Origin of the sequence: Halopseudomonas litoralis (assembly GCF_900105005.1) — a bacterium.
Taxonomy (GTDB): Bacteria; Pseudomonadota; Gammaproteobacteria; order Pseudomonadales; family Pseudomonadaceae; genus Halopseudomonas; species Halopseudomonas litoralis.
In genome coordinates, this window is sequence record NZ_LT629748.1 from 3527575 (window position 1) to 3541841 (window position 14267).

At 59.1% G+C, this 14267-nt stretch carries 14 protein-coding genes; 6 read left to right on the plus strand and 8 right to left on the minus strand.

Annotation, left to right across the window (positions count from 1 at the left end; all coding sequences use genetic code 11):
* Positions 1-17: 17 nt before the first annotated feature.
* The 4 genes from trkA to def all read right to left on the minus strand — a co-directional run bounded on the left by trkA (position 18) and on the right by def (position 4311).
* Positions 18-1391 carry a Trk system potassium transporter TrkA gene (gene trkA / locus BLU11_RS16815; RefSeq protein WP_090275390.1) on the minus strand — a complete coding sequence of 458 codons (1374 nt, stop codon included), beginning with the start codon at positions 1389-1391 and terminating at the stop codon, positions 18-20.
* A complete protein-coding gene (gene rsmB, locus BLU11_RS16820; protein WP_090275392.1) occupies positions 1388-2737 on the minus strand; it encodes a 16S rRNA (cytosine(967)-C(5))-methyltransferase RsmB in 1350 nt (449 codons plus the stop codon). Before rsmB ends, trkA begins: the two co-directional genes overlap by 4 nt.
* Complete coding sequence (gene fmt, locus BLU11_RS16825; protein ID WP_090275394.1) at positions 2734-3687, minus strand: methionyl-tRNA formyltransferase; 954 nt, start codon at positions 3685-3687, stop codon at positions 2734-2736. Before fmt ends, rsmB begins: the two co-directional genes overlap by 4 nt.
* Before the next feature lie 111 nt (positions 3688-3798).
* Positions 3799-4311: a peptide deformylase gene (def, locus tag BLU11_RS16830; RefSeq protein ID WP_090276625.1), complete on the minus strand. Its 513-nt coding sequence runs from the start codon at positions 4309-4311 to the stop codon at positions 3799-3801.
* A 141-nt stretch (positions 4312-4452) separates the two neighbouring features.
* Here def and BLU11_RS16835 point away from each other — a divergent pair, with 141 nt between their 5' ends.
* From BLU11_RS16835 to BLU11_RS16860, 6 genes are all read left to right on the plus strand, one after another.
* Positions 4453-5478, plus strand: a complete 1026-nt coding sequence (locus tag BLU11_RS16835) for a LysM peptidoglycan-binding domain-containing protein (RefSeq protein ID WP_090275396.1) — start codon at positions 4453-4455, stop codon at positions 5476-5478.
* Between the two features lie 80 nt (positions 5479-5558).
* On the plus strand, positions 5559-6677 hold the full coding sequence (gene dprA, locus BLU11_RS16840) for a DNA-processing protein DprA (RefSeq protein ID WP_197674214.1): 1119 nt from the start codon (positions 5559-5561) through the stop codon (positions 6675-6677).
* 97 nt (positions 6678-6774) lie between these two features.
* The gene (locus tag BLU11_RS16845) at positions 6775-7332 is read left to right on the plus strand and encodes an L-threonylcarbamoyladenylate synthase (protein ID WP_090275398.1); all 558 of its coding nucleotides are present in this window, start codon (positions 6775-6777) and stop codon (positions 7330-7332) included.
* Positions 7333-7341: 9 nt separating this feature from the next.
* Positions 7342-8274: an oxygen-dependent coproporphyrinogen oxidase gene (gene hemF / locus BLU11_RS16850; RefSeq protein ID WP_090275399.1), complete on the plus strand. Its 933-nt coding sequence runs from the start codon at positions 7342-7344 to the stop codon at positions 8272-8274.
* Positions 8274-9086, plus strand: a complete 813-nt coding sequence (gene aroE / locus BLU11_RS16855) for a shikimate dehydrogenase (RefSeq protein WP_090275401.1) — start codon at positions 8274-8276, stop codon at positions 9084-9086. The genes hemF and aroE overlap by 1 nt, the downstream gene beginning before the upstream one ends.
* A gap of 137 nt (positions 9087-9223) precedes the next feature.
* Positions 9224-9937, plus strand: a complete 714-nt coding sequence (locus BLU11_RS16860) for an SDR family NAD(P)-dependent oxidoreductase (protein ID WP_090275403.1) — start codon at positions 9224-9226, stop codon at positions 9935-9937.
* Between the two features lie 48 nt (positions 9938-9985).
* Here BLU11_RS16860 and BLU11_RS16865 read toward each other — a convergent pair whose 3' ends face one another.
* The 4 genes from BLU11_RS16865 to BLU11_RS16880 are packed head-to-tail and all read right to left on the minus strand — an operon-like array spanning position 9986 to position 14127.
* Positions 9986-11002 carry an NAD(P)H-quinone oxidoreductase gene (locus tag BLU11_RS16865; protein WP_197674215.1) on the minus strand — a complete coding sequence of 339 codons (1017 nt, stop codon included), beginning with the start codon at positions 11000-11002 and terminating at the stop codon, positions 9986-9988.
* A 45-nt stretch (positions 11003-11047) separates the two neighbouring features.
* Positions 11048-12526 (minus strand): tripartite tricarboxylate transporter permease, encoded by a 1479-nt coding sequence (locus tag BLU11_RS16870; protein ID WP_090275405.1) that lies wholly within the window; start codon positions 12524-12526, stop codon positions 11048-11050.
* 36 nt (positions 12527-12562) lie between these two features.
* Positions 12563-13114, minus strand: a complete 552-nt coding sequence (locus BLU11_RS16875; RefSeq protein WP_197674216.1) for a tripartite tricarboxylate transporter TctB family protein — start codon at positions 13112-13114, stop codon at positions 12563-12565.
* 26 nt (positions 13115-13140) lie between these two features.
* Positions 13141-14127 (minus strand): Bug family tripartite tricarboxylate transporter substrate binding protein, encoded by a 987-nt coding sequence (locus tag BLU11_RS16880; RefSeq protein WP_090275407.1) that lies wholly within the window; start codon positions 14125-14127, stop codon positions 13141-13143.
* Between the last annotated feature and the right edge of the window lie 140 nt (positions 14128-14267).

The following is a 14267-nucleotide window of genomic DNA, read 5'->3' on the forward strand; positions in this document are numbered from 1 at the left end:
CCTGTCCGGATAGAAAGTCAGAGGAAAGTCAGACCGACCTGGAACAACCGCTCGACATCACGAATGTGTTTTTTGTCGATCACAAAAAGGATGACGTGATCATCGGATTCGATAGCCGTGTCGTCATGGGCGATCAGGACTTCTTCCTTGCGCACCACCGCACCAATAGTGGTCCCCGGTGGCAGCTTGATCTCGCTGATAGCCTTGCCTACCACTTTGGACGAGCGGGCATCACCATGGGCGATCACTTCAATAGCCTCGGCGGCGCCCCGACGCAGGGAATACACATTGACGATATCGCCGCGGCGCACATGGGCGAGCAAGGTGCCTATGGTGGCCTGGGACGGCGAAATGGCGATGTCGACCTGACCACCCTGAACCAGATCCACATACGCCGGGTTGTTAATCAGCGCCATTACCCGACGAGCACCCAGCCGCTTGGCCAGCATGGACGACATGATATTGGCTTCATCATCATTGGTGACCGCAATGAAGATATCCACTTCCTCGATATTCTCATCAATCAACAGCTCGCGGTCCGAAGCGCTTCCATAGAGTACGATGGCCTGCTCCAGGTTTTGCGATAGGTAGTCGGCGCGGGCGCGATTGTTCTCGATGATCTTCACTCGATAGCTGCTCTCGGTGGCTTCAGCCAGACGCTCACCGATATTGCCGCCTCCGGCAATCATGATGGTCTTGTTGCGTTTTTCCACTCGCCGCAACTCGCTCATCACCGCACGGATATCCTGCGAGGCAGCGATGAAGAACACCTCATCATCGGCTTCGATGACGGTATCGCCCTGGGGAGTGATTGGCCGGTCGCGGCGAAAAATCGCTGCCACACGGGTTTCCACACCGGGCATGTGCTGGCGCAGATAACGAAGTTCCTGGCCAACCAGAGGACCGCCGTAGTATGCGCGGACAGCTACCAGCTGTACTTTACCTTCGGCAAAGTCGAGTACCTGCAGCGCGCCGGGATGTTGGATGAGACGCTTGATGTAGTTGGTGACGGCCTGCTCGGGGCTGATCAGCACGTCAATCGGGATAGCTTCATTCTGAAACAGCTGACCACGAACCAGATAGGCCGACTCGCGGATACGGGCGATCTTGGTGGGGGTGCGAAACAGGGTATAGGCGACCTGACAGGCGATCATGTTGGTCTCGTCACTGCTGCTCACCGCGATCAGCATATCTGCGTCGTCAGCTCCGGCCTGGCGCATGATCGTCGGCAGCGAGCCGCGCCCCTGCACCGTGCGAATATCCAAGCGATCGCTCAACGCCCGCAGGCGCCCGGCATCGGTGTCCACAACAGTGATGTCGTTGGCTTCACTGGCCAGTTCGGCAGCCAGACTACCGCCGACCTGACCTGCGCCGAGAATGATGATCTTCATGCGTCTTCCTTGTTGCCCACGTCAGTGTAGCTGTTCACCGGTGGGTTGCTGGCGACCTTCAGCAGTTTGGCCAGATAGAAGCCGTCGTGACCGTCAGGCTGGGGCAACAATTGGCGTCCGCAGGGCTGCTCCAGGCCGAAATCATTATTGATGGGCAGCTGCCGGGCGCCGGATTGGCGCGCCAGAAAGGCCTCGATCAACTGGGTATTCTCCTGTGGCAGCACCGAACAGGTGGCATATACCAGAATGCCGCCGACCGCCAGGGTGCGCCAGATCTGGTCGAGCAGTTCAGCTTGGAGTACCACCAGTGCGGCGATATCGTCCGGTTGGCGAGTCAGCTTGATATCAGGATGACGACGAATTACCCCGGTGGCAGAACAGGGCGCATCCAGCAGGATGCGGTCGAATGGTTGGCCATCCCACCAGACATCCAGATCCCGCCCATCGGCGGCCTTGAGTGTCGCCTGCAGGCCCAGGCGCTGCAGGTTCTCCTGCACACGCACCAGCCGGGTCGGCTCCAGATCCAGCGCCACAACTTCCTGCAGGTCGCTTTGCTGTTCGAGAATATGGCAGGTCTTGCCTCCCGGAGCGCAGCAGGCATCCAGCACCCGCTGGCCGGCTTGCAGTTCCAGCAGCGGTGCTGCGAGCTGAGCGGCTTCGTCCTGCACACTCACGGCACCAGTGGCGAAACCGGGCAGCTGCTGCACGTCGCAGGGCTGGGCCAGGGTCACGCCGTCGACGCTGAACGGACAGGCAGTTGCAGTGATACCGGCAGCGTGCAGTTGCTCGAGATAGACATCGCGACTGTGCTGGCGGCGATTGACCCGCAGGGTCATCGGCGGATGCAGATTATTGGCGGCGCATAGCGCCTCCCAGTGCTCGGGCCACATCTGTTTGAAGGTCTTCTGCAACCAGCGCGGATGCGAGACGCGGATCACCGGGTCATGTTCCAGCTCGGCCAGCAGTTCGGTGCCTTCGCGCTGCACACGCCGCAGTACGGCATTGAGCATGCCCTTGGCCCAGGTTTTCTTCATGGTGACGGCCAACTGTACCGTCTCGCCAATCGCCGCATGGGCCGGTACCCGGGTATACAGCAGCTGATACATGCCGATCAGCAGTAACGCATGCAGATCACGATCAGCGGCTTTCAACGGCTTTTGCATCAGGTGCCCGGCAAGCCCATCCAACCGTTGAAACCAGCGCGCGGTGCCCAGCGCCAATTCGCGGGTGAGCGCATGGTCGCGGGGCGCTACCTGTTTCAACTGTGCTGGCAGACTGCTGCCCAACGACGCCTTGCCGGCCATCACGGTGGCCAATGCATTGGCTGCGGCCAGACGCGGACTCATTGGCCGTTAGCCAGTGATTGACCGACGGCGAACTGGTCGCGCCGGGCGTTATACAGGTCAGCAAAAGCCAGTGGTTTGCCGCCAGGCAGTTGCAGGCGGGTCAGGCGCAATGCTCCTTCGCCACACGCCACCAACAGACCCGATTTGCTGCAATCGAGAATTTCCCCCGGCTGGCCCTGGCCGGCTTCCGGCTGTGCTGCCCAGACTTTCAACGGCTGATCCTGCCATCGCGCGTGAGCCAGTGGCCAAGGATTGAAGGCGCGGATCATGCAATCCAGTTCCGCGGCGGGGCGGGTCCAGTCGATGCGCGCATCGGCCTTGCCCAGCTTGTGCGCGTAGGTGGCCAGACTGTCATCCTGGCTGTTATCTGCCAGCGTGCCAGCGGCGAGCCCGTCGATAGCCTGCAACACGGCCTGGGGTCCGAGTTCTGCAAGTCGGTCGTGCAGGCTACCGCCGGTATCTTCGGCACTGATCGGTGTGCTGCTCTTAAGCAGCATGGGCCCGGTATCCAGCCCTGCTTCCATGCGCATCACGGTGACGCCGGATTCGCTGTCGCCGGCTTCAATGGCACGCTGAATCGGCGCCGCCCCGCGCCAGCGCGGCAACAGCGAGGCATGGCTGTTGATACAGCCCAGACGCGGGATATCCAGCACCGCCTGCGGCAGGATCAAGCCGTAGGCCACTACCACCAGCAGGTCCGGTTGCAGGGCTGCCAGTTCGGCCTGCGCCTCGGCATCACGTAGCGTCACTGGTTGATGGACCGGCAATTGGTGTTGCAGCGCCAGCTGCTTGACGGCGCTCATGGTCAGCTTGTGGCCGCGCCCGGCAGGCCGGTCCGGCTGGCTGTAGACGGCGACGATATTCAGCCCGGCCTCCAGCAGTGCCTGCAGATGGGCTGCGGCAAATTCCGGTGTGCCGGCGAAAACGATGCGTAGATCAGAGCTGCTCATGCAATGGCGCCTTGTTGGATAAGCAAGCGAGTGCACTGATCGGCACAGCTTGGTGAATGGTTGTATTCCGGGTAAAGAAAAGGCTTGCCGGAGCAAGCCTTGGGCTCTTTATCACGCGTTGCCCTGCGCTTTGTGGATTTTTTCCAGCTTCTTGCGAATGCGGTCACGCTTGAGGTTGGACAGATAATCCACAAACAGTTTACCGTTCAGGTGATCGCATTCGTGCTGGATGCACACTGCCAGCAGACCTTCACAGACGATATCGAAGGCTTCGCCATCGCGCCCCAGCGCTTTGACGCGGACTCGCTCGGGACGGGTTACCGTCTCGTAGAAACCGGGCACTGAGAGACAGCCTTCCTGCATCTCTTCGAGCTCCTCGGTCAGCGGCAGCAGCTCCGGGTTGATGAAGACCATTGGTTCACTGTGGTCTTCGGAAAGGTCGATGACGATGACGCGCTCGTGAACGTTCACCTGGGTAGCCGCAAGGCCAATGCCCGGCGCGTCGTACATGGTTTCAAACATGTCGTCGACCAGTTGTCGGATGCGTTCATCGACAACCTCGACCGGCTTGGCAATGGTGCGCAGCCGGGAATCGGGAAATTCGAGAATATTTAATATAGCCATGTCGGTTTGTGATGTACGTTTGTAGAACTGATTCATAAGGTGCTGCTAATATGGCAGGCAGCTTGGAAGTATAGCTGGTCCACGTGCCGGAGAAGGCATGGGACTTTGGGTGCTGGCCTCTATAATAAAGGGATTCATGTCATGAGGAAAACATTACTCGGCCTGTTGCTGCTCTCGGTGAGCATTCTGGTGCAGGCTCAGGAGTCGGTGTTCAGGGAAAACCACCCGGAGCGGTACCAGGTAGTCAGGGGTGACACCCTGTGGGACATTGCCGGTCGATTTCTCAGTCTGCCCTGGAAGTGGCCGGAAATCTGGCATGCCAATCCGCAGATCAACAACCCCCATCTCATCTACCCCGGCGATATCATCTCACTGGTGTACATCGACGGCCAGCCGCGTCTGACAGTCAACCGTGGCCAGGGTGGCACCATCAAGCTGTCACCCACTGTACGTTCTTCGCCTGTGGCCGAAGCCATCCCGACCATTCCGCTGGAGGCCATCAATGCCTTCCTGAATGCCGGCCGTATCATGGACGATGCCGATCAACTGGAAGCAGCACCCTATATCATCGGTGGCGAAGCTGAAAGTGTCGTGGCCGGTGCCGGCAACCGCGTCTACGCCCGGGGTGATGTCGTCGAGGGCATGCCAGCCTTCGGTCTCTATCGCCGCGGCAAGGCCTACACCGATCCGCAGAGCGGCGAATTCCTCGGTATCCACGCTCAGGAAATCGGCAATGTCGACGTGCTGGCGACAGAACGTGACATCACCACACTGATGGTCACCCGTAGCCGCCAGGAAGTACGCATCGGTGACCGGCTGCTGGAAACCGAAGAGCGCGCAGTCGCCTCGACCTTCTTCCCCAGCGATCCGGAAGGTGAAGTCGATGGTCTGATTCTCGACGTGCCCAATGGTGTCACCCAGATCGGTCAGTATGACGTGGTGATCCTGAACAAGGGCGCCCGGGACAATCTCCAGGAAGGCAACGTGCTGGCGATCTACAAGACCGGCGAAACGGTGCGCGACCGCGTGCAGAACGAGCGGGTGCAATTGCCCGACGAACGCGCCGGTCTGCTGATGGTATTCCGCGTCTATGACCGCATGAGCTACGGCATCGTGCTGAACGCCCAGCGTCAGCTGGCGATCATGGACAAGGTCCGCAACCCCTGATGAACAACCGCGCCGCCCTGAATCGGGTGGCGCGGTTGTGCTGTTCTCAGCCCTTCATTTTTTCTGCCGAAGGCTGATCTATGCCCCTGCACCTGACCGACCGCCGGCAAGCCTGGCTGGCCCTGAGCATGCTCGATGGGCTGGGACCGGCTGCGCGGCGTCATCTGCTCGACCATATCATCGCCCCCACCGAGCTGTTTGCAGCCGACCTGTTAACGCTCGGAGGTCTGGGTTTCAACAAGCGTATTCAGGATGCCATTCTGCAATGCCAGCAGGGCGATAGTGTCGTCCTGGAACGTGTCGAGCAGTGTCTGGCATGGTCGCGGCAGCCCGACTGTTATTTGCTGACGTTCGACGATCCAGGCTATCCGCCGCTGCTGCGTGAAATCACCGATCCGCCACTGGTGCTGTTTGTGAGGGGTAATCCGGCGCTGCTGACTGATCCTCAGATCGCCATGGTAGGCACCCGTAATCCGGGGCCCCAGGGCGCAGCCACGGCCCGCGCCTTTGCGCGCAGCTTTACCGATAACGGCCTGCTGGTGACCAGCGGTATGGCACTGGGTATTGATGGCGCCTGCCATCAGGGTGCGCTGGATGTTAGTGGCCAGACCATTGCGGTCTGGGGCACTGGCTTGGACAACTGCTATCCCCGGCGGCACCGCCAGCTGGCTGAACAGATTCTGGACGCAGGGGGCGCACTGGTATCCGAGCAGCCGCCACCCACCAGCCCTCACGCCGGGCTATTTCCGCTGCGCAACCGCATCATCAGTGGCCTGAGCCTGGGCACCCTGGTTATCGAGGCGAGTCTCAACAGCGGCTCGCTGATCACTGCCCGGCTGGCTATGGAGCAGAACCGTGAGGTGTTTGCCATGCCCGGTTCTATCCACAATCCACAGGCGCGTGGTTGTCATCGACTGCTGCGCGACGGCGCCACCCTGGTGGAAACCGTGCAGGATGTGTTCAATGTGTTGCAGGTGCCGCTGCATGCGGCTCTGGCGACGACGCAGCGGCCGGCAGAACCCCGGCAGGTCAAACATCCACTGTGGCGTTGGCTGGGGCATGACGCCGTCACCGCAGACTGGTTGGCAACCCAGAGCAACCTGCCGATCCATCAGGTGTTGCAGGGGTTGATGGAGCTTGAGCTGAGCGGGTACGTACAGCACACCCCTCACGGGTATTCGCGCCGGGCTGATTTCTGACCCTCAGAAACAATGGACCACAGGTTTTTCCGAGCTCCCCTTGAGCCTGACCGCTGGCTCGGCTAATGTCGCCACTCGCAAATCGAAGAGGTGCACTATGCTGGCGGGCTGGCGGGTGAGGCAGGTACAGAGAATTCTGCAGGCCGGGGGCGTCATCGCCTATCCGACCGAGGCGGTATGGGGCTTGGGGTGCAATCCCTGGAAACCCGAAGCGGTGGAACGACTGCTATTGCTCAAGCAGCGGCCGGTGGAAAAAGGCTTGATTCTGGTTGCCGGGAGCATGGACCAGTTCGAATTTCTGTTATGGGATCTGCCGCACAGCCAACTGGCCAAACTGCAGCTGTCCTGGCCGGGCCCCAATACCTGGCTGGCACCGCACCAGGGCCGTTTGCCGCCGTGGATCACCGGCGATCATGCTACCGTTGCCCTGCGCGTCAGTGATCATCCACAGATCCGCCAGATGTGTGCCATCACTGGCCCCTTGGTGTCGACCTCATGCAACCCTGCCGGACGCCCGCCGGCCCGTTCGCGGCTGCGCGTAGAGCAGTATTTTCACGGTTACCTGGACGATATCGTGCCGGGGGTTTTGGGACAGCAGCGCAACCCCAGTATCATCAGAGACCTGCAAACCGATACCGTCATCCGCCCGGCCTGAGAGGTACCCATGAAATCCATTCCCGATGCCGCTGATGTGGCCGCGGTAAAAGACTATCTGATGAGCCTGCAGGACCGCATCTGCACGGCGCTGGAACAGGCTGACGGCAATGCCGGGTTCATCGAAGACAGCTGGAGCCGGCCCGGCGGCGGTGGCGGACGTTCACGGATCATCGAGAACGGCGCGCTGCTGGAAAAGGGCGGAGTCGGTTTTTCCCACGTGTTTGGCGAGGGCATGCCACCGTCGGCCACGGCCCATCGCCCGGAACTGGCGGGCCGCGGCTTTCAGGCCATGGGTGTGTCGCTGGTGATGCATCCCGAGAACCCTCATGTGCCGACCTCCCATGCCAACGTGCGCTTCTTCATTGCCGAGAAAGAAGGCGCGGAGCCGGTCTGGTGGTTCGGCGGTGGTTTCGACCTGACGCCCTATTACGCCACCGAGGAAGACTGCATCCACTGGCACCGCGTTGCCCGTGCCGCCTGTGCGCCCTTCGGTGAAGAGGTTTATGCTCGGTACAAGAAGTGGTGCGATGAATACTTCTATCTCAAGCATCGCGACGAAGCGCGTGGTATTGGCGGATTGTTCTTCGATGATCTGAATGAATGGGGTTTCGAGCGCTGCTTCGAGTTCATGCGTGCCATCGGCGATGCCTACGTCGAAGCCTATTTGCCGATCATCGAGCGCCGCCGAGCCACGCCCTGGACCGAGCAGCAGAAAGCCTTCCAGGAGTACCGTCGTGGCCGGTATGTGGAGTTCAATCTGGTCTGGGACCGGGGCACCTTGTTCGGGCTGCAGTCGGGCGGACGCACCGAGTCGATTCTCATGTCGTTGCCACCGACCGTACGCTGGGGCTACAACTGGCAGCCGCAACCCGGCAGCGAAGAAGCACGCTTGGTAGACGAATTTCTGCCGCCACGCGACTGGTTGAAGGAGGTCAACTGATGGACCGTTATGCGGTGATCGGTAACCCGATCGCTCACAGCAAATCGCCGCTGATCCACAGTATGTTCGCCCGGCAGACCGGCGAAGACCTGCAGTACGAGGCGCTGCTGGCGCCACTGGACGATTTTTCCGGCACCCTGCGCAGCTTCCTCGATGAAGGCCTGGGTGTGAACATTACTGTGCCCTTCAAGGAACAGGCGTGGGCACTGGTCGACAAGCATACAGCCGCTGCTGAACGGGCCGGCGCGGTGAATACCATCAAGCGTATGGCTGACGGCAGCCTGCTGGGCGACAACACAGATGGCAAGGGGTTGGTGAGGGATATCCAGCACAATGCAGGCCTGACGCTGGCCGGTATGCGGGTTCTGCTGGTTGGCGCGGGAGGGGCTGCGCGCGGTGTCATCCAGCCGTTGCTGCAAGCCGGCCCGGCGCAACTGTGCGTGGTCAACCGTACAGTGGAAAAGGCCGAGCAATTGGCCATGTTGTTCAAGGATTTGGGACCGATCAGCGCTGCAGGTTTCGAATGGATCGAGGAGCCTGTCGATCTGATCATTAACGCCACCTCCGCCAGCCTGGACAGCAAACTGCCGCCCATCTCTCCCTCTCTGATCCGACCCGGCCATACTTGGTGCTACGACATGATGTATGCCAGCGAAGCGACGGTATTCAATCGCTGGGCTGCCGAACAGGGCGCAGCGCGCTGCATTGACGGTCTGGGCATGCTGGTGGAGCAGGCCGCAGAAGCCTTCGCCCTGTGGCGCGGCATACGCCCGGATACGTCGGAGGTATTGGCTGCGCTGCGCCAGAAGTGATCAGAGCGCTGCGTCGCCGGCAGCGCCGAGATGAACAGAACACCTGCCTGCACTGACATAGTCGATAGGCCAGATATCATGCCAATGATCAGCTGGTCGAGTGCTTTTGTTGAATATTCATGACCAGGAGTCAAGCTATGTCCGCACCCTGTGTGGTTGTCACCGGCGGAGCCAGAAACATTGGTCAAGCCATCGCGTTGCGTCTTCAGGAAGACGGTTATCGCACCATCGTTCTGGATATTGTCGAGCCAGAGGCCGATACACTGAGAGCGGATGCCTACCAGATAGATTTGTCCGATGTAGAAGCAACTCGCGAGATAATGCACGACATCATCGGGCGCCATTGTGTGACGCGCTTGGTCAACAATGTCGGTATTGTCGCACCAGCGTTGCTTGAAGACGCCCGTGTTGAGGATCTGGATCGATTGATGCACCTCAATGTGCGGTCGGCAATGGTCTGCACGCAGGCATTGTTGCCCACCATGCGCGAGCAGCGCTTTGGCCGCATCGTTCTCAATACCAGCCGAGTGGTACTCGGCAAGGAAGCGCGCACCATCTACAGCGCCACCAAGGGAGCATTGCAGTCGATGGCCAGGACTTGGGCGTTGGAGCTGGCCGGCGATGGCATAACGGTGAATTGCGTGGCCCCCGGCCCCATTGCCACCACAGCATTCTGGGAGAACAACCCACCGGAGTCCGATCGCGCCCGGCGTATCATTGACAATATTCCGGCGCAGCGAATGGGTCAGCCTGAAGATGTTGCTCAGGCCGTCAGCTTTTTCTGCGATGACCGCAGTGGCTTCATGACGGGGCAGACCCTGTTTGTCTGCGGTGGTGTGACTGTCGGTTGAGACGAGCAGAATGCGGCTTGGGCAACGGTGTCCTGGGCCGCACTATTGTTACAGGTCCCAGCTCAGCAGAATTTTTCCCTTGTGTGCGCCTGCATCCATGAGGCGGTGCGCCTCGATGATCTCACTGGCAGGCAGTACCGTCTCAATGACCGGTTTGATCACGTCTTGCTCTAACAGCGGCCAGACATGGGTAAGGAGGGCGCGGGACAACTCACCCTTGAACTCCACCGAGCGCGGGCGCAGCGTGGACCCGGTGATGGTGACGCGGCGGCGCAGGATGTCACTCAGGGGGATGGTGGCCTCTGCGCCTTTTTGCAGCGCAATGATCACAATGCGGCCGTCGTCAGCAGCGCAGGCTAGTTCTTTAGGCAGGTAATCGCCGCCTACCATATCGAGGATGACATCGACACCGACGCCATCGGTCAGCGCAGTGATAGCTGTCGCAAAATCTTCTTCATGGTAATTGATTGCCTTGGTTGCGCCCAGGGCTTCGCAGAACTCACATTTCTCTCGAGACCCTGCCGTGGCGAATACCTTGTGGCCACGCTGAACCGCCAGTTGGATCGCCACCGTACCGATCCCGCTGCTGCCGCCATGGACCAGCAGGGTCTCTCCCTTGCCCTTGGGACCATGGCCCAGCGCGCCTCTCTCGAACACATTGCTCCAGACGGTATAGAAAGTTTCCGGCAGCGCGGCGGCCTGGACATGGTCAAAGCCCGCCGGGTGCGGTAGGCACTGGGCAATGGGCGCCACGCAATACTCCGCATAGCCGCCACCCTGCAGCAGCGCGCAGACCGCGTCCCCTTGCGCCAACCCCGGATAGTTCGAGGGGTGGCTCAGATCGCCGGCAATGATTTCTCCGGAAACCTCGAGACCGGGGATGTCGGTTACCCCTGGCGGTACCGGATAGTTGCCCTTGCGCTGGGCGATATCAGGACGGTTGATACCAAACGCCGAAACACGAATTAGCACCTCACCCTGGCCCGGTACAGGTACCGGACGGCGGGTGATGCGTAACACTTCAGGCCCGCCCGGTTCGGTTATCTCAACGGCCTGCATTTCCATGTATTACTCCATATGCCAGGTGGACATCGTAGTGAGGTTCAACGATCAAGCTGCTTGTCGCCGTGAGACGATGTAGCGGCGTAATGCAAAGATGAACGAGCCGGCCGTCAGCGCAATGAAGAACCAGGTAATCGGTCCCCGGACGAAGATGGAAAGGTCATTGGAGCCGATCAACAGGGAGCGACGCAGGTTATCTTCGAACATGGGCCCGAGAATGAAGCCGATCAGGAACGGCGCTGCCGCCAGACCTACTCTGTTGAAGATATAACCCAGCACACCGAACACCAGCATCAAGCCGATATCAAAGGTGTCGTTGTTCACCGCATAGGCCCCGTACACGCAGAACATCAGCACGATCGGGAAGAGAATCGCCTTGGGGATATCGGCAATCAACGAGAAGTATTTGATTGCTGCACGGCCTATCCCGAACAGGAAGACCGAGCTGAGCATGATGCCGATGAACAGTGCATAGATCAGCGTCATGTTTTCCTGGAACATGACCGGCCCCGGACTCAAGCCGTGGACCATGAACGCGCCCAGGATGATGGCAGTGATCACGTCACCCGGAATACCCAGCGACAGCAAGGGGATCAATGTGGCGCCCGCCACGCCATTATTGCCGGCCTCTGCTGCTGCCACACCCTCTACCTCACCCTTGCCGAAATTATCCTTGTTCGGCGAGCGGCGGCGTGCCTCGCCGTAGGAAATGAAGGAAGCTGCAGTGGCGCCTGTGCCGGGAATAGCCCCGATCACCACCCCGATCAGGCTGCCACGAACGATACTTTTCATGCAGCGCTTGAGTTCGGCAAAGCTCAGACCAATCCCTTCGGCCTTGATTTTGATATGGGGCTTGGCCTTCTTGAAGTAGAACTCCATGATCTCCGGGATGGCGAACAGCCCTATCAGCAACGGAATAAAGGGAATGCCGTCCATCAGGTTGTAATTCTCGAACGTCAGGCGCTGAGTGCCATAGACCATGTCCAGGCTGACGGTCGACAGGAGTATGCCCAGGCAAGCGGCAATCAACCCTTTGATAACCGAGTCACCCGCCACGGAAATGATGACGGTCAGGGAAAAGCAGATCAGCCAGAAAAACTCCGGCGGACCGAAGTTGAGCGCGATCTTGGCCAGGTAGGCGGCGAAGAAAATCAACGCTATGTTCGAGATGAAGTCGGCAATGACCGAGGAGTAGAGGGCGGTCTCGAGCGCTTTTTTGGCATGGCCCTGCTGCGCCAGCGGGTAACCATCCAGGAGTGTACAGGCGGAAGCCGGTGATCCCGGTGTGCGAATCAGAATGGCGGTGATCGAACCGCCATACATGCCGCCTTTGTAGATACCGACGAGCAGAAGGATGGCCGTGATTGGTTCCATTGAGAAGGTGAAAGGTAATGCCAGAGCAACAGCCATGGTTGCCGTCAAACCCGGTATCGCACCGATAACTACGCCAAGGAACACCCCAACGCCAATGGCGATGAAGTTATCGAGGCTGAAAAAGATAGTCAGTATTTCAGAAATGTTTTCCATATAACCCCCAGCAGAAAAAAGACTTATTACCTGCTGTCAGAAAAAAAGTAACGGCAGAGGCACATTCATGACGTTGATGAAAATAACCGCAACGAGAATGGGAAGTACAAAGGCCAACGAATACTGCCACCATGTTCTGATCGGGTGGGCGATGAACAGAATGAGGGTTGCCAGAATACCCGCTATGATCGCGCCGAGCGCCTCAAAACACAGCAAATAAATGGCCAGCGCCACGACCATCGCGCCCCAGCGCAGCAGAGGGGCATTCTCCTCCTGACTCGATTGCTCGATGCTGGGCTTGCCGAATACGCCATCGAACGCCAGCAACAGAGAAAAAATTACCGTTAGCCAGCCTACGATCCCAGGTAGGAATCGGGGTGACATCATGGGGTTTTGCAGAAATGGGGGTTCCTGGATGTAATTGGGCACCAGGTAGAAAACAAAAAACAACGAACAGACGAAAATGACCACGCCGATGACGACGCTGCCCATATTAGCTGGCCGGACAGCCGCTTTCTCATCACGCTCTACTTTCATGGCACCGACCTCGAAGCGTCCTGACTGATCTAACGACAGCAAGCGAGGCATGCCTCGCTTGCTGTCGGCTATATTTCTTAGTTTGTAAGGTGTGCCTGCGCTGCAACCTTCTTCCAGCGCTGCACTTCATCGGCGATAAAAGCTTTGAACTCTTCATCGGACTGCTGGCCGGGTTCGGCGCCCAACTGGGCGATGAAAGAGAGGAAATCTTCTCCTTTCATGATCTTGTCAAGTGCCGCATGCACCTTCTCGACTGCCACGTCCGGGAATGACTTGTGCGCGATCAGGCCGAACCATGCAGTCGCGTTGAAGCCTTCCAGATTGTACTCACCGATCTCATCCAGCGTAGGGACATCCGGCAGGTATTCGGAACGCGTCAGCGAGGTAACTGCCAGCGCCCGCAGGCTGCCGGACTGAATGTGGGACAGGACCGTCGGCATGTTTTCGAAGGACACATCTACGTCACCACTCAACAGAGCTGGCAGCGCTTCACCGCTACCTCTGAATGGAACGTGAGTCATCTTGGTTTCAGTCAGGCTTTTGAACAGTTCACCGGACATATGGATGGAGCTGCCTACACCGCTGGAGCTGAAAGTCTTGTTTTCCTTGCGGGCAGCTTCGACGAACTCCTGTACCGTTTGATATGGGCTGTCGGCAGGAACAACCATCACATTGGGGATGTCGATGATGTTCTGGATGAAGGTGAAGTCTTCGGTGGGGTTATAACGCAGCCCCGGATAGATAGCAGCGCCAATAGTGTGCCCTGGCGAGGCCATGAGCAGAGTGTGGTCGGCGTCACGTCCACCACGAGCCAGGCGGCCGGTGCCTGTGGTAGAGCCGGCACCCGGTCTGTTCTCCACCACCACATTGCCCAGCTCGCGCTGCAGCAGTTCTGCTACGCGACGCGATAGCACATCGGTCGTGCCGCCAGCGGCATAAGGTACGACCAGACGGACCGTATCTGTCGGCCAGTCTTCTTTAGCCTGAACGCTGGCAGACATCAGAGGCAGGGCCAGCGCACCGCCCAGGGCGGCCGCGAGTGTCACACGGAGCAATTTTTTCATTTTTTATACCTTTCTGAACTGATTGTTCTTAACTGCTTGCAATATGAATGCGCGACATACCGCATCAAGCGTATGTAATACGCAAACTGGGCCGATTTGGTCTAGCCACAGAATAGACCTCTCTTCAGAGTTGAGAACTC

Coding starts and splice junctions, on each gene's coding strand:
- aroE (WP_090275401.1), top strand. CDS start 8,274: ATGGACCGTTATGCGGTGATCGGTAACCCGATCGCTCACAGCAAATCG.
- BLU11_RS16870 (WP_090275405.1), bottom strand. CDS start 12,526: ATGGAAAACATTTCTGAAATACTGACTATCTTTTTCAGCCTCGATAAC.
- BLU11_RS16860 (WP_090275403.1), top strand. CDS start 9,224: ATGTCCGCACCCTGTGTGGTTGTCACCGGCGGAGCCAGAAACATTGGT.
- BLU11_RS16880 (WP_090275407.1), bottom strand. CDS start 14,127: ATGAAAAAATTGCTCCGTGTGACACTCGCGGCCGCCCTGGGCGGTGCG.
- dprA (WP_197674214.1), top strand. CDS start 5,559: ATGCCCCTGCACCTGACCGACCGCCGGCAAGCCTGGCTGGCCCTGAGC.
- trkA (WP_090275390.1), bottom strand. CDS start 1,391: ATGAAGATCATCATTCTCGGCGCAGGTCAGGTCGGCGGTAGTCTGGCT.
- BLU11_RS16845 (WP_090275398.1), top strand. CDS start 6,775: ATGCTGGCGGGCTGGCGGGTGAGGCAGGTACAGAGAATTCTGCAGGCC.
- rsmB (WP_090275392.1), bottom strand. CDS start 2,737: ATGAGTCCGCGTCTGGCCGCAGCCAATGCATTGGCCACCGTGATGGCC.
- BLU11_RS16835 (WP_090275396.1), top strand. CDS start 4,453: ATGAGGAAAACATTACTCGGCCTGTTGCTGCTCTCGGTGAGCATTCTG.
- BLU11_RS16875 (WP_197674216.1), bottom strand. CDS start 13,114: ATGCCTCGCTTGCTGTCGTTAGATCAGTCAGGACGCTTCGAGGTCGGT.
- def (WP_090276625.1), bottom strand. CDS start 4,311: ATGGCTATATTAAATATTCTCGAATTTCCCGATTCCCGGCTGCGCACC.
- hemF (WP_090275399.1), top strand. CDS start 7,342: ATGAAATCCATTCCCGATGCCGCTGATGTGGCCGCGGTAAAAGACTAT.
- fmt (WP_090275394.1), bottom strand. CDS start 3,687: ATGAGCAGCTCTGATCTACGCATCGTTTTCGCCGGCACACCGGAATTT.
- BLU11_RS16865 (WP_197674215.1), bottom strand. CDS start 11,002: ATGGAAATGCAGGCCGTTGAGATAACCGAACCGGGCGGGCCTGAAGTG.